This window comes from Geodermatophilus amargosae (assembly GCF_041028265.1).
Classification (GTDB): Bacteria; Actinomycetota; Actinomycetes; order Mycobacteriales; family Geodermatophilaceae; genus Geodermatophilus; species Geodermatophilus amargosae_A.
Map to the genome: position 1 here is coordinate 1 of NZ_JABGCW010000007.1, position 18,816 is coordinate 18,816.

General features: G+C 75.2%; 16 protein-coding genes. 6 read left to right on the forward strand and 10 right to left on the reverse strand.

The genetic code is table 11. From position 1 onward, the window contains the following. Nucleotides 1–690 (forward strand): universal stress protein (locus HLV61_RS10280; RefSeq protein WP_369254971.1); only part of this gene is annotated, 690 nt, incomplete at its 5' end. A gap of 106 nt (nt 691–796) precedes the next feature. After that, the gene (locus HLV61_RS10285) at nt 797–1,327 is read left to right on the forward strand and encodes a YceI family protein (protein WP_369254973.1); all 531 of its coding nucleotides are present in this window, start codon (nt 797–799) and stop codon (nt 1,325–1,327) included. Nucleotides 1,328–1,338: 11 nt separating this feature from the next. Here HLV61_RS10285 and HLV61_RS10290 read toward each other — a convergent pair whose 3' ends face one another. Continuing rightward, a complete protein-coding gene (locus HLV61_RS10290; RefSeq protein WP_369254975.1) occupies nt 1,339–2,499 on the reverse strand; it encodes an acyl-CoA dehydrogenase family protein in 1,161 nt (386 codons plus the stop codon). Then, nucleotides 2,496–4,043, reverse strand: coding sequence for an acyl-CoA synthetase (locus HLV61_RS10295; protein ID WP_369254977.1), 1,548 nt, complete (start codon nt 4,041–4,043; stop codon nt 2,496–2,498). The genes HLV61_RS10290 and HLV61_RS10295 overlap by 4 nt, the downstream gene beginning before the upstream one ends. Before the next feature lie 123 nt (nt 4,044–4,166). Here HLV61_RS10295 and HLV61_RS10300 point away from each other — a divergent pair, with 123 nt between their 5' ends. Next, nucleotides 4,167–4,823 carry a TetR/AcrR family transcriptional regulator gene (locus HLV61_RS10300; protein ID WP_369254979.1) on the forward strand — a complete coding sequence of 219 codons (657 nt, stop codon included), beginning with the start codon at nt 4,167–4,169 and terminating at the stop codon, nt 4,821–4,823. A 117-nt stretch (nt 4,824–4,940) separates the two neighbouring features. Here HLV61_RS10300 and HLV61_RS10305 read toward each other — a convergent pair whose 3' ends face one another. The 8 genes from HLV61_RS10305 to HLV61_RS10340 form a co-directional block, all read right to left on the reverse strand. Continuing rightward, nucleotides 4,941–5,756, reverse strand: coding sequence for an alpha/beta fold hydrolase (locus HLV61_RS10305; RefSeq protein ID WP_369254981.1), 816 nt, complete (start codon nt 5,754–5,756; stop codon nt 4,941–4,943). Nucleotides 5,757–5,972: 216 nt separating this feature from the next. Then, complete coding sequence (locus HLV61_RS10310; protein ID WP_369254983.1) at nt 5,973–6,752, reverse strand: enoyl-CoA hydratase-related protein; 780 nt, start codon at nt 6,750–6,752, stop codon at nt 5,973–5,975. Further along, a complete protein-coding gene (locus HLV61_RS10315; protein ID WP_369254985.1) occupies nt 6,736–8,337 on the reverse strand; it encodes a class I adenylate-forming enzyme family protein in 1,602 nt (533 codons plus the stop codon). Before HLV61_RS10315 ends, HLV61_RS10310 begins: the two co-directional genes overlap by 17 nt. Continuing rightward, the gene (locus HLV61_RS10320) at nt 8,327–10,363 is read right to left on the reverse strand and encodes an ATP-binding protein (RefSeq protein ID WP_369254987.1); all 2,037 of its coding nucleotides are present in this window, start codon (nt 10,361–10,363) and stop codon (nt 8,327–8,329) included. Before HLV61_RS10320 ends, HLV61_RS10315 begins: the two co-directional genes overlap by 11 nt. Then, nucleotides 10,360–11,940, reverse strand: coding sequence for an acyl-CoA carboxylase subunit beta (locus HLV61_RS10325; protein ID WP_369254989.1), 1,581 nt, complete (start codon nt 11,938–11,940; stop codon nt 10,360–10,362). The genes HLV61_RS10320 and HLV61_RS10325 overlap by 4 nt, the downstream gene beginning before the upstream one ends. Continuing rightward, on the reverse strand, nt 11,937–13,706 hold the full coding sequence (locus tag HLV61_RS10330) for an acyclic terpene utilization AtuA family protein (protein ID WP_369254991.1): 1,770 nt from the start codon (nt 13,704–13,706) through the stop codon (nt 11,937–11,939). The genes HLV61_RS10325 and HLV61_RS10330 overlap by 4 nt, the downstream gene beginning before the upstream one ends. Further along, nucleotides 13,703–14,512, reverse strand: a complete 810-nt coding sequence (locus HLV61_RS10335; RefSeq protein ID WP_369254993.1) for a TIGR03084 family metal-binding protein — start codon at nt 14,510–14,512, stop codon at nt 13,703–13,705. Before HLV61_RS10335 ends, HLV61_RS10330 begins: the two co-directional genes overlap by 4 nt. Next, nucleotides 14,509–15,654, reverse strand: a complete 1,146-nt coding sequence (locus HLV61_RS10340; RefSeq protein ID WP_369254995.1) for an acyl-CoA dehydrogenase family protein — start codon at nt 15,652–15,654, stop codon at nt 14,509–14,511. Before HLV61_RS10340 ends, HLV61_RS10335 begins: the two co-directional genes overlap by 4 nt. 233 nt (nt 15,655–15,887) lie before the next feature. Between HLV61_RS10340 and HLV61_RS10345 the strand changes: the two genes are divergently transcribed. From HLV61_RS10345 to HLV61_RS10355, 3 genes are all read left to right on the forward strand, one after another. Then, nucleotides 15,888–16,784, forward strand: coding sequence for a sugar phosphate isomerase/epimerase family protein (locus HLV61_RS10345; protein ID WP_369254997.1), 897 nt, complete (start codon nt 15,888–15,890; stop codon nt 16,782–16,784). 130 nt (nt 16,785–16,914) lie between these two features. Further along, nucleotides 16,915–17,766, forward strand: a complete 852-nt coding sequence (locus HLV61_RS10350; RefSeq protein ID WP_369254999.1) for a patatin-like phospholipase family protein — start codon at nt 16,915–16,917, stop codon at nt 17,764–17,766. Then, complete coding sequence (locus tag HLV61_RS10355) at nt 17,759–18,808, forward strand: lysophospholipid acyltransferase family protein (protein WP_369255001.1); 1,050 nt, start codon at nt 17,759–17,761, stop codon at nt 18,806–18,808. The genes HLV61_RS10350 and HLV61_RS10355 overlap by 8 nt, the downstream gene beginning before the upstream one ends. Nucleotides 18,809–18,816 lie beyond the last annotated feature (8 nt).

Consider the following 18,816-nt stretch of genomic DNA (forward strand, 5'->3'; position numbering starts at 1 on the left):
GAGGCCGTACCGGGCGGGGACGCGCCCGTCTCCGTCACCGTGGTGCCCGGGGACCCGGCCGAGTCCCTGGTGGTGCGCGCGGAGGGCGCCCGGCTGCTCGTCGTGGGCAGCCGTGGCCGGGGAGCGGTGGCGAGCGCGCTCCTCGGCTCCGTCGCCCTGCACGTCTCCGCGCACGCCCCGTGCCCGGTCGTCGTCGTGCACGCCGGCCTCCCGGCGTCCGTCTCCCGGGTGGTCGTGGGGATCGACGACTCGTCGGTGTCGCGCGCGGCGCTGGCCGAGGCCGTGGGGTACGCGCGCGGGCTCGGCGCCCGCGTCGAGGCGGTCCTCGTCTGCCAGCCCGTGACCTACTGGAGCGACGCCGTGCCGGCGCCGCCGGTCGGCGAGACGCTCGAGGCGGCCCGCGAGCGGGCCGACCGCATGGTGGCCGCCGTCCTCGGCCCGCGACCGCACGCCGACGTCGACGTGGCGGTCGTGACGGGGTCACCGGGGGACGTGCTCGTGCGGACGGCCGAGGGAGCCGGTCTGCTGGTCGTCGGCAGCCGCAGCCGGAGCCGGCTGGCCGGGCTGCTGCTCGGCTCGGTGGCCCTGCACTGCGTGGTGCACGCGTCGTGCCCCGTGATGGTCGTCCGGACCCGGCAGACCGACCGGGCCGCTCCGGGGACGGAGGTCGCGACCCCCGCGCAGGGCTGACCCGCGCTGCTCCTCCCGGGAGGCGGATCACGGCGCGCGCAGGGGGGTGGCGACCACCCGCGGATGTGCTTCGCTGGACGCGCACGGGGGTGAGGAGATCCAGGCCATGACCCTCGACAGCACCACCCCCATCGAGGTCCCCACCGCCGGGCGCTACCGCATCGACCCCCGCCGGTCGACGCTGGCCTACACCGGCAAGCACCTGTTCGGGCTCGGGACCGTGCACGCCACCTTCGAGATCCTCTCCGGCGAGGTCGTCGTCGCCGATCCGGTGGAGGAGACCACCGTCTCCGCGGTGGTCGACGCCGGCAGCTTCAGCTCCGGCAACGCACGCCGGGACCGCGACGTCACCGGGCCCGGGCTGCTCGACAGCGACGCCCACCCGGAGATCCGGTTCACCTGCAGCGGATGCCGGCAGGACGGTGACCGCTGGCTGCTCGGCGGCACGGTGACGGCGCACGGCGCGTCGGTACCGGTCGAGCTGGCGGTCGACCGGTGCGTCCGGGAGGGGAGCGGGATGCGCGTGCACGCCCGCGCCGAGCACCTGGACCGGCACGCCTTCGGGGTCACCGGCAGCCGGGGGATGGTCGGGCGCCACCTCGACCTGGACCTCGACGTGGTGGCCGACCCGGCCTGAACCCCGCCGGGTCAGAGGCCGAGGCGCTTGGCGATCACCTCGTTCATGATCTCGGTGGTGCCGCCGCCGATGCCGAGGATCCGGGCATCGCGGTAGTGGCGCTCGACCTCCGACTCGCGCATGTAGCCCATGCCGCCGAAGACCTGCACCGCCGCGTCGACGACGGAGTCGCAGGCGGCGACCGCGGTGTTCTTGGCCATCGACACCTCGGTCACCACGTCCTCGCCGGCCAGCCAGCGCTGCATCACGGCGCGGGTGTAGGTGCGGGCGACGTCGACCTGCCGGGCCATCTCGGCGAGCCGGTGCCGGATGACCTGGCGCGAGGACAGCGGCCGGCCGAACGTCTGCCGCTGCCGCACCCAGTCCAGGGCCAGGTCGAGGCAGCGGGCCGCCGTCGCGTAGGCCTGCACCGCCAGGCTCAGCCGCTCGGACTGGAACTGCTGCATGATCTGCACGAAGCCGCTGCCCTCGACGCCGACCAGGTTGCCGGCCGGGACGCGGACGTCGACGTAGGAGAGCTCGGCGGTGTCCGAGCAGCGCCAGCCCATCTTGTCCAGCCGACGGCCGACGGTGAACCCGGGCGTGCCCTTGTCGACCACCAGCAGCGAGATCCCGCCGTGGCCCTCGCCGCCGGTGCGGACGGCGGTGGTGACGAAGTCGGCCCGCACGCCGCTGGTGATGTAGGTCTTCGTGCCGTTGACGACGTACTCGTCGCCGTCGCGCACCGCCCGGGTGCGCAGGCCCGCGACGTCGGAGCCGGCGTCGGGCTCGGTGACGCCGAGGGAGCCGATGAGCTCCCCGGCCAGCGTCGGGCGGACGTAGCGGTCGACCAGGGCGGCCGACCCGTCCGCCACGACGTGCGGCAGCGCGATCCCGTGCGTGAACAGGCTCGCCGCCACCCCGGTCGACCCGCCGCCGCGCAGCAGCTCCTCGGTGACGATGGCCGAGTCCACGGCGTCCCCGCCACCGCCGCCGACCTCCTCCGGGAAGGCCACGCCGAGCAGGCCGGCCGCCGCGGCGCGGCGGTGCAGGTCCCGCGGCAGCTCACCGGCCGTCTCCCACGCCTCGACGTGCGGCGCGATCTCGCGGGCGACGAAGTCGCGGGCCAGCCGCCGCAGCGCGACCCGCTCGGGGGTGGTCCACGGGTCGGTGGCGACCTCCAGCGCGGTCACCGCTGCACGGACTCCGCCGAGCCGCCGTACTCCCTGCGCAGGGTCGTCTTCAGCACCTTGCCGGTCGCGTTGCGCGGCAGCTCGGTCACGAACTCGACCCGCGTCGGGCACTTGAAGTGCGCCAGCCGCTCGCGGGCGTACCCCAGCAGCTCGTCCGGGGTCGGCTCCGCGCCGTCCGCGAGCGCGACGACGGCCACCGGCGTCTCGCCCCAGCGCGGGTCGGGCACCCCCACGACGGCGACCTCGCGCACGGCGGGGTGCCGGTAGAGCACCTGCTCGACCTCGATCGGGTACACGTTCTCGCCGCCGCTGATGATCATGTCCTTCTTGCGGTCGACGAGGGTGACGAAGCCCTCGGTGTCCATCCGGCCCAGGTCGCCGGTGTGGAACCAGCCGTTGCGGAACGCCTCGGCCGTCGCCTCGGGCAGCCCCCAGTAGCCGGCGAACACGTTGGGTCCGCGCACCACCAGCTCGCCCACGACGTCGGTGGCCACGTCCCGGTCGTCCTCGTCGACGATCCGCGCCTCGACGTGCATCAGCGCGCGGCCGATCGAACCGGCCTTCTCCTTGACGTGGTCGGCGTCGAGGATCGAGACGGCCGGCGCGGTCTCGGTCATGCCGAAGCCCTCCTGGAAGGGCAGACCCTTGCCCTGGAAGAAGTCGATCACCGGCAGGGGGCACGGCGCCCCGCCGGTGACCGCGAGCTCCAGCGCGGACAGGTCGTGGCGGTCGAAGTCGGGGACCGTCGTCAGCGCGGCCCACATCGCCGGGACGAGGAACTGCACGGTCGCGTGCGCCTCCGCCATCGCCGCGAGGGTCTGCGCCGGGTCGAAGGAGGGGAGGACGACGTTGGTGCCGCCCAGGTAGAGCAGCGGCAGGGTGTGCACGCCCAGCCCGCCGATGTGGAACATCGGCGCGACGGTCACCGTCACGTCGCTCTCCCGGAGCCCGCGGCCGAAGGACAGGACGTTGACGACGTTCCACAGGTGGTTGTCGTGCGTGAGCATCGCGCCCTTGGGGCGGCCGGTGGTGCCCGAGGTGTACATCAGGCACGACAGGTCGCTGCCGGCGACGTCGGTGCCCAGCGCCCGTGGCTCGCCGGCGGACACCAGCGCCTCGAGGTCGGTCTCGCCGTCCTGTGGCTCGCCGCCGGCGACCACCCGGTGCCGCACGCGGATGCCCTCGCCGGACAGCGCCGCCCGGGCGACGGGCGCCAGGGGCGCGGACCAGACGAAGACGTCGGCGCCGGAGTCGGCGAGCAGGAAGGCGACCTCCGGCGGGGCCAGGCGCAGGTTCATCGGCACGAAGACCGCGCCGAGCTTCGCCGTGGCGAACATGGTCTCGAGGAACGCGGGGCTGTTGAGCAGCAGGCCGGCCACCCGGTCGCCCTGCCGCACGCCGAGGTCGCGCAGCGACCGCGCGAGCTGGTCGGTACGGCGGTCGAAGTCGGTGTAGGTGATCCGCCGGTCGCCGGCGACGAGGGCGGTGCGGTCCCCGGAGAGGAACGCCCGCTTGGCCGGCCAGCTGCCGATGCCCCTGTCCATGGATGCCCTCTCCCGTGCGCGACTGTGGTCTGGGTCACGCAGTCTGTCGAGCACCTGACGAGGGCGTCAACTACCCGCCCGGTGTGGCAGGCTGCCCGGGCCCGGAGCGAGCGGAGGTGGGAGATGACCGGCGTGCAGCAGGAGCAGGTCCCGGTCACCGACCGGGGACGGCGCACCCGTGCCGCCCTCCTGCAGGCCGGCCGGGAGCTGTTCGAGGAGCGCGGCTGGGCCGACGTCCGCATCGACGCCGTGGCCGAGCGGGCCGGCGTCTCGCACGGCACCTTCTACACCTGGTTCGACTCCAAGGAGTCGCTGCTGCGGGCGATCGTCGCCGTCGTGGTGGAGGACGTCTTCGCCGCGACCACGGTCGGCCCGCGGCTGCCGCCCGACGCGCCCTACGCCCGGATCGAGGCGGCCAACCGGCTCTACCTCACGGCGGTCACGCGGCACGCCCGCATCCTGCGGGTCCTCGACTCCCTGGCCGACACCCGCGAGGAGTTCCGGCGGCTGCGGCTCGACGTCCGGGAGGCCTTCGTGCGCCGCGGGATGGAGGGCCTGGTGCGGCTGCAGGAGCTGGGGCTGGCCGACGGCGCGCTGCCGCCCCGGGCCACCGCCAGTGCGCTCGGGGCGATGGTCGAGTCCTTCGCGCACCTGTGGCAGGACCCGGGGGAGGACCTCGACGAGGACGCCGCCGTCGACGTCCTCACCCGGCTGTGGGCCGGTGCCATCGGCCTGCCGCGCTCGGCCTGGCCCGACGGCGCGTCCCGGCGCCCGGCCTAGGCCCGTCCTGCGGATCTCGCTCGCCGGGCGGTGACGGGACGCCACGAGGTGGGGGTCGCTGTCGCCGCGATGAACGGGTCCCGCCGCGGTCTCCCGGGCGATGGTCAGCTGACGGGGTCAGCTGACGGGATGGCGGGCCAGGAAGGGCAGGAGGACCTCGAGCAGCGCATCGGGGTGGGTCAGCGCGACGTCGTGCCCGGCGCCTGCGATCACCACGTGGTCGGCCTGCGGCAGCCACGCGCGGATCAGGTCGCCGACCCCGTGGAAGAAGGGGCCGTGGTCGCTTCCGGCGACGTGCAACGCCGGACAGCGCACCCGGGTGGCCGTGGAGGCGTCGAACGGCCAGCCGAGCAGCGCCGGGATGTCGACGTCGAGGAAGGTCCGGCTGTCGCGCAGCACCTGCGCCGAGCTGCCCGGGACGACGCCGTCGAGCCGGCCGCGCCACTCGGGCCCCATCGTGCGCGTGAGGAAGCGGTCGACGGCGGCCTCCGCTCCCCGAGCCTGCCGGTCGCCCAGGAGGTCGGCGTTGGCGGCGCGGAACGCGGCATCCCCGGGGCCGTGCACCGGTGGCGGTTCGACCAGCGTGAGCGTGTGGACCAGGTCGGGGTGGTCGACGGCCATCTGGAGCGCCACCGCAGCGCTGTAGGAGACACCGAGGACGTGCACCCTCTCGACGCCGAGCGCCGCCAGCAGCCGTGCGCAGTCGGCCGCGTCCTGTGCGACGGAACCGGGCGGCGTGGCCGGGCTGCTGCCGGCATAGCCGCGGCGGTGGTAGTGGACGACCCGGAACCGGCCCCGCAGCCGCTCGGCCAGCGGCAGGAGCTCGTCCGCGGTCAGCGCGGTGGGCACGAGGGCCACCGGGTCACCGGAGCCGAGGACCGCCGTCTCCAGGTCCCCACCGTCGATCGCCACGCGCGCCATCGACTCGCTCATGGCGGCGATGGTGGAGGGCCCGCGGGGCTGCCGTCCAGGCATCGGGGACGCGGTGAGAGGCAGATCGGCGAGCCACTGCGTGCCTCCGACTGCGACGAGCGCGACCGGCCCGGGATCGGTTCCGGAGCGCGGATGACGTGTGACACCTCCGCCACGTGCTGCCGGACCGGCTGCCACGGGAGCGAGCCGCTGCGCACATGACCCGCAGGACGGGCCCTAGTCCGCGGCGGCGGCCCAGGAGGGGCGGCGTTTCTCCAGCAGCGCGGCGATGCCCTCGCGCGCCTCGGCCGAGGCGAACCGGTCCGCGGAGACCGCGGCCATGCGGCGGAAGTCCTCCTGCAGGTCGTCGCCGGGCAGCTCGCGCAGCAGCCGTTTGGTGACGGCGAGCGCCTCGGGCGCGCCGCGGCCCAGCGACTCGACGAGGCCGTCGACGGTGGCGTCGAGCTCGCCGTCGGCCACCGCCCGGTCGAGCAGGCCGGCCTGCTGCGCGCGGACGCCGTCGAAGGTCTCGCCGGTGAGGAACAGCTCGCGGGCGGCCCGCGGGTCCATCCGCCGCAGGCAGGCGACGGCGATGACGGCCGGCGCCACCCCGATGCGCACCTCGCTGAAGCCGAACGACGCCCCGGCGAGGCCGACGGTGAGATCGCAGGCGGCGATCAGCCCGAGACCACCGGCCCTCGCGGCGCCGTCGACCCGCGCCACCACCGGCTTCGGGCCCTCGATGAGCAGCGTCAGGACCTCCGGCAGTCCGACCGGGCCGGGTGCGCCGCCGGCGCGCTGCTCCGCGAGGTCGGCGCCGGAGCAGAACACCGGGCCGGTGCCGGTGAGCACCACCGCGCGGACGCCGTCGTCGGCCATCGCCCCGGCGAGTGCCGCGTGCAGCTGCTCGACCAGCGCCCGGGACAGCGCGTTGCGGTTGTGCGGGGAGTCCAGCGTCACCACCGCGGCCGGCCCGCGCCGGGCGACGGTGACGAGGGGATCAGCTCCGGATCTCATCGCGCAGCTCGTGCTTCTGGATCTTGCCGGTGGCGGTCTTCGGCAGACCGGTGCGGACCTCGATCCGCTTGGGCACCTGGAAGCCGGCCAGGTGCGCCCGGCAGTGGGCCAGCAGACGCTCGGTCAGTGCCGCCGGGTCGACCTCCGGATCGGCCGGGACGACGACGCCGGTGACCGCCTCGCCCCAGCGGTCGTCGGGGACGCCGATCACCGCGGCCTCGACGATCTCCGGCGAGGCGAGCAGCACCCGCTCCACCTCGACGGAGGAGACGTTCTCGCCGCCGGTCTTGACCATGTCCTTGACCCGGTCGGTGAACCAGACGACGCCCTCGTCGTCGAGGTGGCCGACGTCGCCGCTGTGGAACCAGCCGTGCGCGAAGGCGGCGGTGGTGGCGGCCGGGTCGTTCCAGTAGCCGCTCATCACGTGCGGGCCGCGGTAGACGATCTCGCCGGTCTCGCCCGGCGGCAGGAGGTTCCCGCCGGTGTCCATCACCCGGGTGTCCACGGTGACCGTGGACGGGCCCCAGGACGCGGCCTTGGTCTCCTGGTGCGAGGGCCACTGGAACACCGTCGCCGGGACGCACTCGGTCTGGCCCGAGCCGAGCAGCACCTGGGCGTGGGGGAACGCCTGGGCGATCGCGGTGATCCGCTCCTGCGGCATGGGCGCCATGGCGTAGATGCACAGCCGCACCGAGGACAGGTCCCGCGTCGCGATGCCCGGCGAGGCCAGCAGCGCCGCGTACATCATCGGCAGCAGCATCACGTGCGTCGCCCGGCGGCGTTCGACGACCTCCAGGAAGCCCTCGGGCTCGAAGCCGCGCGGCAGGACCGCCGTGCCGCCGGTGAGCAGGACCGGCAGCAGCAGGGTGTCCAGCGCCGTGGTGTGGAACAGCGGCAGCACGATGGGCATGACGGAGTGCTCGTCGCCGCGCCGGTGGCCCACCTGCAGCGCGTTGCTGAGGACGCCGACGTGCACGGCCAGGTGGCTGGTCAGCACGCCCTTGGGCCGCGCGGTGGTGCCCGAGGTGTAGAGGCAGTGCAGGGTGTCGCGGTCCTCGACGACCACCCGGACCGGCGTGGGGTCGGCCGCGACGTCGTCCCAGCGGAGCGTGTCCCGGCCGGCGACCTGCGCGGGGACGTCGTCGCCGGTGACGACCACCTGGGTGATCGCGGGCAGCCCCGGCAGGACGGCCTCCAGCAGCGGCAGGAAGGGCGGGTCGGTGACGACGACGCGGGTGCCGGAGTCGGCGAGGATCCACGCGACGTCCTCGGGCGCGAGCATCAGGTTGACCGGCAGCGCCACCAGCCCGGCCTTGGCGCAGCCGAAGAAGCTCGCGGCGAAGCGCCAGGAGTTGCCCAGCAGGAACGCCACCGGCTCCTGGTGGCGCACCCCGGCGTCGAGCAGGCCCCGGCCGAAGGCCTCGGCGGCGGCGTCGAGCCCGGTGTAGCTGACCTCCTCCTCGCCGTCGACGATCGCGGTGCGGCCGGCGAACAGCTGCGTGGAGCGGGTGAGCAGATCGCCCACGGAGAAGCGGGTGGCCAGGTTCAGCTCGAGCGGGTCGATCCCGGACAGGTCAGGACGCATCGCGGTCCCCTTCGCTCTCGGTCTCCTGACTGACGACCGCGAGGACCGCGCCCGTCTCCACCTGCAGGCCGACCTCGGCGTGCAGGGAGGTCACCACCCCGTCGGCCGGGGCCACCACGGGGTGCTCCATCTTCATGGCCTCCAGGACCAGCACCAGCTGCCCGGCGCGGACCTCGTCGCCCTCGGCGACGGCCACCCGCGTCACGGCCCCCGGCATGGTCGCGGTGAGCGACCCGGGCACGACCGAAGCGGTCGGCTCGGGGAAGCGCGGCTGCTCGACCAGCGTGGTGGCGCCGTCGGGACCGTCGACGTGCCAGCGGTCGCCGTCGGCGTGCACGTCGTAGGTGCCGCGCAGCCCCTCGACCTCGACGTCGAGCCGGACCCGCCCCGGCCCGGTGACGGTGGTGCCGAGCACGGTGAGCGGCACCGGGTCACCGTCGACGTCGGCGGTCGGCCCGGAGCGGCCGAGGCGGTAGTGCACCGTTCCGGCGTCGAACGCGGTGGTCTGCGGCACCGTGGGGTTGTTGCGCCAGCCCGAGGGGAGGCCGGCCAGGACCGGCGCGGCCGCCCGCCGCAGCGCGGCCCCGGCGAGCGCGGCGACGACGGCGTGCCGGCGGCGGCCGGCGTCGTCCACCAGCGGCGCGGCGAGGACGTCGAGGCCGTGCCGGTCGAGGAAGCCGGTGTCGGTCTCGCCGGCGAGGAACGCCGGGTGGCGCAGCACGCGCACCAGCAGGTCGCGGTTGGTGGTCAGGCCGTGGAGGCGGGCCCGCTGCAGCGCGCCGGCCAGGGCGAGGGCAGCCGACGCGCGGTCCGGCGCCCAGGCGACGACCTTGGCGAGCATCGGGTCGTAGTGCACGCCGACCTCCCCGCCCGCGGCGACACCGCTGTCGACGCGGATGCCGGGGCCGGACGTCGGCCGGAACTCGGTGTCGGCGGGGATCGCGAAGTCGGCCAGCCGGCCCGACTGCGGCAGCCAGCCGCGCGCCGGGTCCTCCGCGTAGAGGCGCACCTCGATGGCCGCGCCCGACAGCGGAGGCGCGACCGCCGCGGCGGGCAGCGGGCGCCCGGCGGCGACGTCGAACTGCAGCCGGACCAGGTCGAGACCGGTGACGGCCTCGGTGACCGGGTGCTCGACCTGCAGCCGGGTGTTCATCTCGAGGAACCAGAAGTCGCCGGACGGCTCCAGCAGGAACTCCACCGTGCCGGCGCCGACGTAGCCGATCGCCCGCGCGGCGGCCACGGCGGCGGCGTGCAGCCGCTCGCGCAGCTCGGGGCCGACGGCGGGGGAGGGCGCCTCCTCGACGACCTTCTGGTGCCGGCGCTGGATGGAGCACTCCCGCTCGAACAGCGCGACGGTGGTGCCGTGGTGGTCGCCGAAGACCTGCACCTCGACGTGCCGGGGACGCTCGACGAGGCGCTCGAGGAAGACGGTGCCGTCGCCGAACGCCGACGCCGCCTCGCGCGCCGCGCCCGCGACCGCCTCGGTCAGCTCCGACGGCTCGCGGACGGTCCGCATGCCGCGCCCGCCCCCGCCGAAGGACGCCTTCACCAGCAGCGGGTAGCCGACGTCGGTCGCGGCCTTCTCCAGCGTGTCGCCGGACAGTCCGGTGGCGTCCGTGCTCGGGAGGACCGGCACCCCCGCCGTCACCATGAGCTCCTTGGCGGCGAGCTTGCTGCCCATCGCCTCCACGGCCTCCGGGCTCGGCCCGACGAGGACCAGCCCGGCCTCCCCGACGGCGCGGGCGAACGCCGCGTTCTCCGACAGGAAGCCGTAGCCGGGGTGCACGCAGTCCGCGCCGGCCCGCAGCGCCGCGGCCACCACGAGGTCGGCGCGCAGGTAGGTCTCGGCGGGGGTGCTGCCCGGCAGCCGGACCGCCACGTCGGCGTCGGCCACGAAGGGGGCACCGGCGTCGGCGTCGGAGTACACCGCCACCGTGCGCAGGCCCATGGCCCGGGCGGTGGTGAACACCCGGCGGGCGATCTCGCCGCGGTTGGCCACCAGGACGGAAGCCAGCCTGCGCGTCACAGCCGGAACACCCCCCATCCGTCGTGCAGCCCTCGCACCGGGGCGTTGTGGACCGCGGAGAGGGCGAGGCCGAGGACGGTGCGGGTGTCGCGGGGGTCGATGATCCCGTCGTCGTACAGGCGCCCGGAGAGGAACAGCGCCAGCGACTCGGCCTCGATCTGCTGTTCCACCGCGGCCCGCATGGCCGCCGCGGCCTCCTCGTCGTAGTCGCGGCCGCGGGCCCGCGCGCTGGCCCGGCCGACGATGTCGAGCACGCCGGCGAGCTGCGCCGGCCCCATCACCGCGCTCTTGGCGTTGGGCCAGGTGAACAGGAACCGGGGCTCGTAGGCGCGGCCGCACATGCCGTAGTTGCCGGCGCCGTAGGAGGCCCCGATGTTCACGGTGAGGTGCGGGACGGTGCTGTTGGACACCGCGTTGATCATCTGCGAGCCGGCCTTGATGATCCCGTCCTGCTCGTACTCGGTGCCGACCATGTAGCCGGTCGTGTTCTGCAGGAACAGCAGCGGGGTGTCGGTCTGGTTGGCCAGCTGGATGAACTGCGCGGCCTTCTCGGCGTCCTGCCGGAACAGCACGCCGCGGGCGTTGGCCAGCACCCCGACCGGGTAGCCGTGGATGCTCGCCCAGCCGGTGACCAGCGAGGTCCCGTAGAGCGGCTTGTGCTCGTCGAAGCGGCTGCCGTCGACGACGCGGGCCAGCACGTCGCGCGGGTCCAGCGGCCGGCGCAGGTCGGCCGGGGCGAGGTCGAGCAGCTCCTCGGGGTCGTGCAGCGGCGGGTCGGCCGGCCGCGAGGGGCCCGGGCCGTGCTTGCGCCAGTTGAGGTTCCGCACGACCCGGCGGCCCAGCCGGATGGCGTCCACCTCGTCGACGGCGAGGTGGTCGGCGCTGCCGGACACCTTCGCGTGCATCGCGGCCCCGCCGAGGGACTCCTCGTCGGCGTCCTCGCCGGTGGCCATCCTCACCAGCGGCGGGCCGGCGAGGAACACCTTGCTCCGGTTCTCGATCATCACGACGTGGTCGCTCATCCCGGGGACGTAGGCGCCGCCGGCGGTGCTGTTGCCGAAGACCAGCGCGATCGTCGGGATGCCCGCCGCCGACAGCCGGGTCAGGTCGCGGAACCCGCGGCCGCCGGGGATGAAGATCTCCGACTGGGTGGGCAGGTCGGCGCCGCCGGACTCGACCAGGCTGACGAACGGCAGCCGGTTGACCCGCGCGATCTCGTGCGCCCGGGCGGACTTGCGCAGGGTGTAGGGGTTGGACGTGCCGCCCCGGACGGTGGGGTCGTTGGCCGAGACCACCACCTCGACGCCCTCGACGACGCCGATGCCGGTGACCGTGCTGGCGCCGACCGGGAAGTCGGTGCCCCACGCGGCGTAGGGGGAGAGCTCGAGGAACGGGCTGTCGCGGTCGAGCAGCAGCTCGATGCGCTCGCGCGCGGTGAGCTTGCCGCGCTCGCGGTGGCGGGCCAGCGCCCCGTCCCCGCCGCCGGCGTTGGCCACGGCGAGCTGGTCCTCCAGCTCGGCCAGCCGTTCGAGCAGGGCGGCGCGGTTGCCCGCGGCCCGCTCGTCCAGGACCGTCATGCGTCTCCCTCCGGGGGCAGCAGGCGGACCGGGACGTCGACCGCGCGGGAGCGCAGCCACTCGCCCACGGCCTTGGCCTGGGGGTCGAACCGGGTGCCCGCGGCGACGCCCTCGCCGAGCAGCCCGGGCAGCTGGAACAGCAGCGCCCGGAGCCCGGGCAGCAGGTCGCGGGTGACCGGCAGCGCGGCGGCCTCGGGGAGCAGGGCGCGCAGCCGGTCGGGGGTGAGGAAGGCGGCCAGCCAGGCGAAGCCGTCGTCGGTGCGGGCGTAGACGCCGAGGGTGGCCGCGCCGCCCTTGTCGCCGCTGCGCGCGCCGGCGACCCGGCCGAGCGGCACCCGCCGGGTCGGGCCGTCGTCGCTCCAGGCCGGCGGCGCGGCCGGACCGGGGGCGTCCGGGCCGGCCGGAGGGGGAGCGGGGGAGGGGAGCGTCTCGGTGGTGCCGTCGGGGAGGCCGACCACCTGCGGCACGTCCTCCGCCGGCACCCAGGCGGCCGAGTAGACGCCGTAGGCCGAGGGGCTGGGCGGGGCCGACGTGGCGTGGAACCCCGGGATGCTGGCCAGGCCGAGCTCGATGACCGGCACGGTGAACGCCTTGCCGACCCGGCGCCGGTCACGGTCCTTCACCGTGACGTGCAGCAGGGCCGCGGCCTCCTCCTGCACGTCGGCGTCGGGGGAGTCGGTGCGGGCCAGGGTGACGGTGGCCTCCTCGACGCCGGCCAGCGCGGGGGCGAGCTGGCGGCGGAGGAGCGCGGCCTTCCGCTCGACGTCGAGCCCGGTCAGCGGCAGCGTCATCGTGTTGCGGAAGCCGCCGAGCCGGTTGACCGCCACCTTGAGCTGCGCGCCGGGCGGCAGGCCCCGCGCGCCGGAGACCTCCACCCGGTCGGGGCCCGCCGCACGCAGCCGCAGGGTGTCGAACCGGGTGACGACGTCCGGCCCGCCGTAGCGGCTCCCGGTGAGCTCGTAGAGCAGCTGCTCGGTGACCGTCTCCACCGTCACCGCGCCGCCGGTGCCGGGGTGCTTGGTGACGACCGCCGTGCCGTCCGCGGCGATCTCGGCGAGCGGGAAGCCGACGTGGTCCAGTGCGGCCGGGTCGGCGTCGAGCAGCTCGGCGAAGAAGCTGAAGTTGCCGCCGGTGGCCTGTGCGCCGCACTCCAGCACGTGCCCGGCCACCGTGGCGCCGGCCAGCGCGTCGAGGTCGCCGGCGTCCCAGCCGTGGTGCCAGGCGGCGGGCCCGACGACGAGACCGGCGTCGGTCACCCGGCCGGTGACGACGACGTCCGCGCCGGCCTGCAGCGCCCGCACGATGCCCCGGCAGCCGAGGTAGGCGTTGGCGGTGATCGCGTCGTCGACGTCGCGGTCGCCGGGCGGGCGGTCGCCGCCGCGGAGCCGGCCGCGCAGCTCGCCGAGGCGGGGCAGCAGGTCGTCACCGCTCACCGTCGCCACCCGCACCGGCAGCCCGAGCCGCTGCCCGAGCGCGGTGACGGCGTCGGCGAGGCCCTGCGGGTTCAGCCCGCCGGCGTTGCCCACGATCCGGACGCCGCGCTCCAGCGCCGTGCCGAGGCACTCCTCCAGCTGGGACAGGAAGGTGCGCGCCCAGCCGGCCGAGGGGTCCTCCTGCCGCTGCCGGCCGAGGATGAGCATCGTCAGCTCGGCCAGGTAGTCGCCGGTGAGGACGTCGACGTCGCCGCCGTCGAGCATCTCGCGCATCGCGCCGTGCCGGTCGCCGTAGAACCCGGAGACGTTGGCGATCCGCAGCGGCGCGGTCACGGCCGCGCCCCGAGCGGCTGCCGCCCCTCGCCCGGAGGGCCGGCGAACGCCTGCGCGATGCCCGCCCACTCCGCGGCGGCCGGTCCGGTCACCTCGAGGTCCACGTCGTCGCGGTGCCGGCGCTGGGTGACCAGCAGGCAGAAGTCCAGCGCGGGACCGCGGACGACGTCGCCGGCGTCCTCCGGCCCCCACGTCCACCGCTCGCCGCCGGGGCCGGCCAGCTCCACGCGCACCGGGCGCTCGGGCGGGGGCAGGCCGCGGACGGCGTAGGAGAAGGGCCGGGCGCGGACGCCGATCTCGGCGACCGAGCGCAGGCGCGCCGTGGCCGGCCGGTCCTGCCCCAGCGCGTCGACGACGTCCTGTCCGTGCGCCCAGGTCTCCATCAGCCGGGCGGTGACGAACGACGCCGGGCTCATCGGCGGCCCGAACCACGGCACCCGCCTCCCGGGGGTGAGCCCGCGCAGGGCGCCGGCGAGGGCCTCCCGGCCGGCCCGCCAGTCGGCGAGCACCTCGGCCGGCGGCGTGGCCCGGCCCTCGCGGGTCAGCCGCTCCACGTACTCGCCGGCGCCGGCGCCGATGCCCCGCAGGTGCGCGGCGAACCCCGCGGGGTCGGTGACGGCGAGCAGCGCCTCGCGGTCGAAGAACCGCAGGTGGTCGACGGTGTCGCGGACGTCCCAGCCGGCCGCGGGGGTGGGGGTGCGCCAGCCGTCGTCGTCGAGGGGTGCCACGCGGGCGTCGAGGTCGGCGGACTCGGCCGCCAGGTCGTCGACGAGGGCGTCGAGCAGCGCGGGCGCCGGCCGGCTCACGCCTCGAACCCGTCCATCCGGGCGAGCACCTGGAGCATCACCTCGTCGGCGCCGCCGCCGATGGAGGCCAGCCGGCTGTCCCGGAAGAACCGGGAGGTCCAGGTCTCCTCCATGTAACCCATGCCGCCGTGGAACTGCAGGCAGGTGTCGGCCACCTCGCGCAGCAGCCGGCCTGCGGTCAGCTTGGCCACCGTGGCCGCGCGGGTGGTGTCCTCGCCGTCGACGTAGGACTGGGCGCAGACGTGGTTGTGCGACTGCAGCAGGTCGACCTGCGCCGAGAGCTCGGCCAGCCGGAACGCGACGTACTGGTTGGCCGCCAGCGGCCGGCCGAACGCCTGCCGCTGCCGGAGGTACTCGCGGGTGCGCTCCAGCGCGGCGCGGCAGCTGCCCACGGCGCCGTAGGCGGCGAACATCCGCTCGACCACGAACTGCGACATCTGCTGCTGGAAGCCGCGGCCGACCGTGCCGATCGTGTTCGCCAGCGGCACCCGCACGTCCTCGAAGTACAGCTCGGCGGTGTCGGAGGAGCGGTTGCCGAGCTTGTCGAGCTTCCGGGAGACGGCGAACCCGGGGGTGTCGGTGGGCACGATGATCTGGCTCATCCCGCGGTGGCCGCCCTCGTCGGAGGTGCGCGCCAGCAGGCACAGCCAGTCGGCCTGGGTGCCGTTGGTGATGTAGAGCTTGCTGCCGTTGATCACCCAGTCGTCGCCGTCCTGGACCGCCCGCGTGCGCAGCCCGGCGACGTCGGAGCCGGCGCCGGGCTCGGTCACCGCGATCGAGCAGACGGCGGTGCCGCGGATGGCGGGTTCCAGGTAGCGGCGCTTGAGGTCGTCGCTGCCGAAGTCGTGCAGCGACGGCGTCGCCATCATCGTCTGGACGCCGATCGCCATCGGGACGCCCGCGCACCCCGACCGGTGCAGCTCCTCGCACAGGACCACGCTGAACAGGTGGTCGGCGCCCTGGCCGCCGTACGCGGGGTCGTACTCGAGGCCCAGCAGCCCGAGCTCGCCGAGCTTGGGGAACAGCTCGTGCGCCGGGAAGGTGCCGGCCCGCTCCCACTCGTCGACGTGCGGCGCGATCTCCCGCTCGACGACGTCGCGCACGAGTTCCCGGAAGGCGTGGTGCTCGGCGGTGAACTGCATGCGGACTCCTGGCGGGGGTGGCGCGCGGCGGGTCCGCGGCGGGACTTGACGACGGCGTCAGGTCTAGCAGGCCGGTGTGACCTGCACAACGATCGGCCTCTCGGGCGGCTGGCTAGGTTGTGACGCACGGCACATCCCGTCGTCTGGCTGCGGCGGTGCCGTGCACCGGTCCACCACGTCGAAGGGGGAAGTCCGTGAGAGAAGCGAGAAGCCTGCGCTCCGTCGTGCGAGCCGTGCTCGTCGCCGCCGTGTCGTCGGTCCTGTTCGTCGGGCTCGTCGGCACGGCCAGCGCCGCTCCACCGAGTGGTGCTCACGACGGCTCAGACTGCGTCGGCCGCACGATCCCGACGAGCAAGATCTCGATCCAGCTGTGGACGTTCGCCGAGTACATCGGTTCCGGGACCGACGCGGACACCCAGGCCCGCCTCGAGGAGGTCCTCCGCCGCCTGGCCGCGATGGGCTACCGGAACGTCGAGCCGTTCAGCCTGAGCGGCCTGACCGCGGAGCAGTTCCGCGCGCTGCTCGACCAGTACGGCCTCGAGGCCCCGGCCCGGCACGTCGACGTCAGGACGCCCACCGACCCGGCGGACATCGGGCAGGTCCTCGAGGAGAACCGGGTCCTCGGCGTCGAGTACTTCGGCTCGGGGGCGACACCGAACCTCGCGACCGAGGCCGAGTGGATCGCCTACGCCCGGTACCTGGACGCGGTCGGAGAGCAGGCCCGCAAGGCCGGCCAGACGCTGATGGTCCACAACCACGACTGGGAGTTCACCGACGTCTTCGGCGACCGGACCGCCTACGACGTCCTCATGGCGTACACCGAACGGAGGAACGTCGTCTTCCAGCTCGACCTGTACTGGGCGACCTTCGCCGGGGCCGACCCCGTCGAGCTCATCGAGCGGTACGGCAACCGGATCCGGCTCTTCCACGTCAAGGACATGAGGGCGTCGGACCGGAGGATCGAGATCGTCGGGGAGGGGATCATCGACTTCCCGGCCATCTTCGCGGCGGCAGGCGGCGGCATCCGGTACTACGTCGTCGAGCACGACCCGCGGTTCGGCGACCCGACGTTCGACCCGTTCGAGGCCGCCGAGGTGGGCTTCGAGTACCTCACCTGCAGGCGCGACTGACGCCAGGACGGCACCACGCGCTCCACGGAGGGGCGGTCCCGGGCTCCCGGGGCCGCCCCCCCGCGTGACGAGGGCCGCCCGCCACCCGGCCGGCCTGCTCGCTCCCGGACCCGGGTGCCACGATGCGGCCATGAACGGGACGGGCGGCACGGCGTTCGTCCTGGGCGGCGGAGGAGTGCTCGGCGCGGCCGAGGTCGGGATGCTGCAGGCGCTGAGCGAGGCCGGCATCCGCCCCGACCTGGTCGTCGGCACGTCGGTCGGTGCGATCAACGGCGCGCTGGTCGCCGCCGACCCGACACCGGGCGCGGTGGACCGGCTGCGCGGCGTCTGGGAGGAGCTCGCCTCCCGGCGGGTGTTCGCCGGGTCGGTGCTGGGCCGGGTCGGCACCCTGGCGCGGACCCGCACCCACCTGCACCCGCGGGAGCCGCTGCGGGAGCTGCTCGAGGCCGCCCTACCGGTGCGCACCTTCGCCGAGCTGCCGGTGCCGTTCCAGTGCGTGGCGGCCAGCATCGAGCGCGCCGCGGAGCACTGGTTCGCCGACGGCCCGCTGGTCGACGCGGTGCTCGCCTCCTGCGCCGTCCCCGGGCTGCTGCCGCCGGTGGAGATCGGCGGGGAGCACTACCTGGACGGGGGCCTCGTGCACAGCATCCCGGTGGGCCGCGCGGTGGCGCTCGGTGCCGCGACCGTCTACGTCCTGCACGTCGGGCGGGTCGACCGCCCGCTGCGCCCGCCGACCCGGCCGTGGGAGGTGGCCGCGGTCGCCTTCGAGATCGCCCGCCGGCACCGCTTCGCCGCCGACCTGGCCGCGCTGCCGGAGGGGGTCGCGGTGCACGTGCTGCCCGCGGGGGACGCCGCGCCACCCGGGGCGGCCAACCTGCGCTACCGGGACTTCTCCGGGGTCTCCGCGCGCATCGACCGTGCGCACGCGGCGACCCGCGCGCACCTGGACCGGATCGCCGCGTCCCGGGACGGCGGTGCCTGAGGTGCTGCCGTCCCGCCGTGTCCGCCGGGTCACCGGCCCGCTCCTGATCGGCGCGCTGGTGCTCGCCGTCGTCCTGCTGCCCGTGCTGGTCGCCGTCGCGCTGGTCGCCTCGCTGTTCCTGCCCGGGCGGCTGCGCGCGCTGCGGCTGCTCGGTTTCGCCCTCGTCTACCTGGCGCTCGAGGTGGTCGGGCTCGCGGCGGCGGCGGTGCTGTGGGCGGCGAGCGGCCTCGGCCGCCGGCTGCGGTCCCCGGCGTTCCGGGCGGCGCACTACACCGTGCTGCGCCTGCTGCTCGACGTCCTCATGCGGGCGGCGCAGCGGCTGTTCGCGCTGCGGCTGGTCACCGACGGGGAGTCCTGGTCCCCCCTGGACGACGGCGTCCCCGGCTCGACCAACGCGATGGTGGTGCTGTCCCGGCACGCCGGGCCCGGCGACTCGTTCCTGCTGGTGAACACGCTGATGAACCGCGACCACCTGCGCCAGCCGCGGATCGTGCTCAAGGACCTGCTGCAGGTGGACCCGCTGATCGACGTCTACCTCAACCGGCTGCCCAACACCTTCGTCGCCTCCGGCCCCGGCAGCGGGCAGCGCTCCGAGGAGGCGATCGCCGACCTCGCCCGCGACCTCGGCGAGGAGGACGCGCTGCTGATCTTCCCGGAGGGCGCGAACGCGACGCCGCAACGCCGGGTCCGGGCCATCCAGCGGTTGCGCGAGCGGGGACTGGCGGCGGCGGTGCGGCGGGCCGAGGCGATGCGGCACCTGCTGCCACCGCGCCCGGGCGGGGTCGCCGCGGCGCTGCGCGCGGCGCCGCACGCCGACGTCGTCCTCGTCGCGCACACCGGGCTGGAGCACCTGAGCACGGTCCGCGACGTCTGGCGGGGCCTGCCCACGGACAAGACGCTGCACCTGCGCTGGTGGTTCGTGCCGGCCGCCGAGGTGCCGCGGGACGAGGCCGAGCTGACCGACTGGCTCTACCGGTGGTGGGAGACCATCGACGACTGGATCACCACCACGTCGGAGGCGGACGCGCGGCAGGCGGGCTGATCCACACC

Excerpts from the sequence above, each read along its gene's own strand:
- HLV61_RS10295 (WP_369254977.1), bottom strand. The coding sequence starts at position 4,043 with ATGGACAGGGGCATCGGCAGCTGGCCGGCCAAGCGGGCGTTCCTCTCC.
- HLV61_RS10300 (WP_369254979.1), top strand. The coding sequence starts at position 4,167 with ATGACCGGCGTGCAGCAGGAGCAGGTCCCGGTCACCGACCGGGGACGG.
- HLV61_RS10340 (WP_369254995.1), bottom strand. The coding sequence starts at position 15,654 with ATGCAGTTCACCGCCGAGCACCACGCCTTCCGGGAACTCGTGCGCGAC.
- HLV61_RS10305 (WP_369254981.1), bottom strand. The coding sequence starts at position 5,756 with ATGAGCGAGTCGATGGCGCGCGTGGCGATCGACGGTGGGGACCTGGAG.
- HLV61_RS10325 (WP_369254989.1), bottom strand. The coding sequence starts at position 11,940 with ATGACGGTCCTGGACGAGCGGGCCGCGGGCAACCGCGCCGCCCTGCTC.
- HLV61_RS10315 (WP_369254985.1), bottom strand. The coding sequence starts at position 8,337 with ATGCGTCCTGACCTGTCCGGGATCGACCCGCTCGAGCTGAACCTGGCC.
- HLV61_RS10310 (WP_369254983.1), bottom strand. The coding sequence starts at position 6,752 with ATGAGATCCGGAGCTGATCCCCTCGTCACCGTCGCCCGGCGCGGGCCG.
- HLV61_RS10285 (WP_369254973.1), top strand. The coding sequence starts at position 797 with ATGACCCTCGACAGCACCACCCCCATCGAGGTCCCCACCGCCGGGCGC.
- HLV61_RS10350 (WP_369254999.1), top strand. The coding sequence starts at position 16,915 with ATGAACGGGACGGGCGGCACGGCGTTCGTCCTGGGCGGCGGAGGAGTG.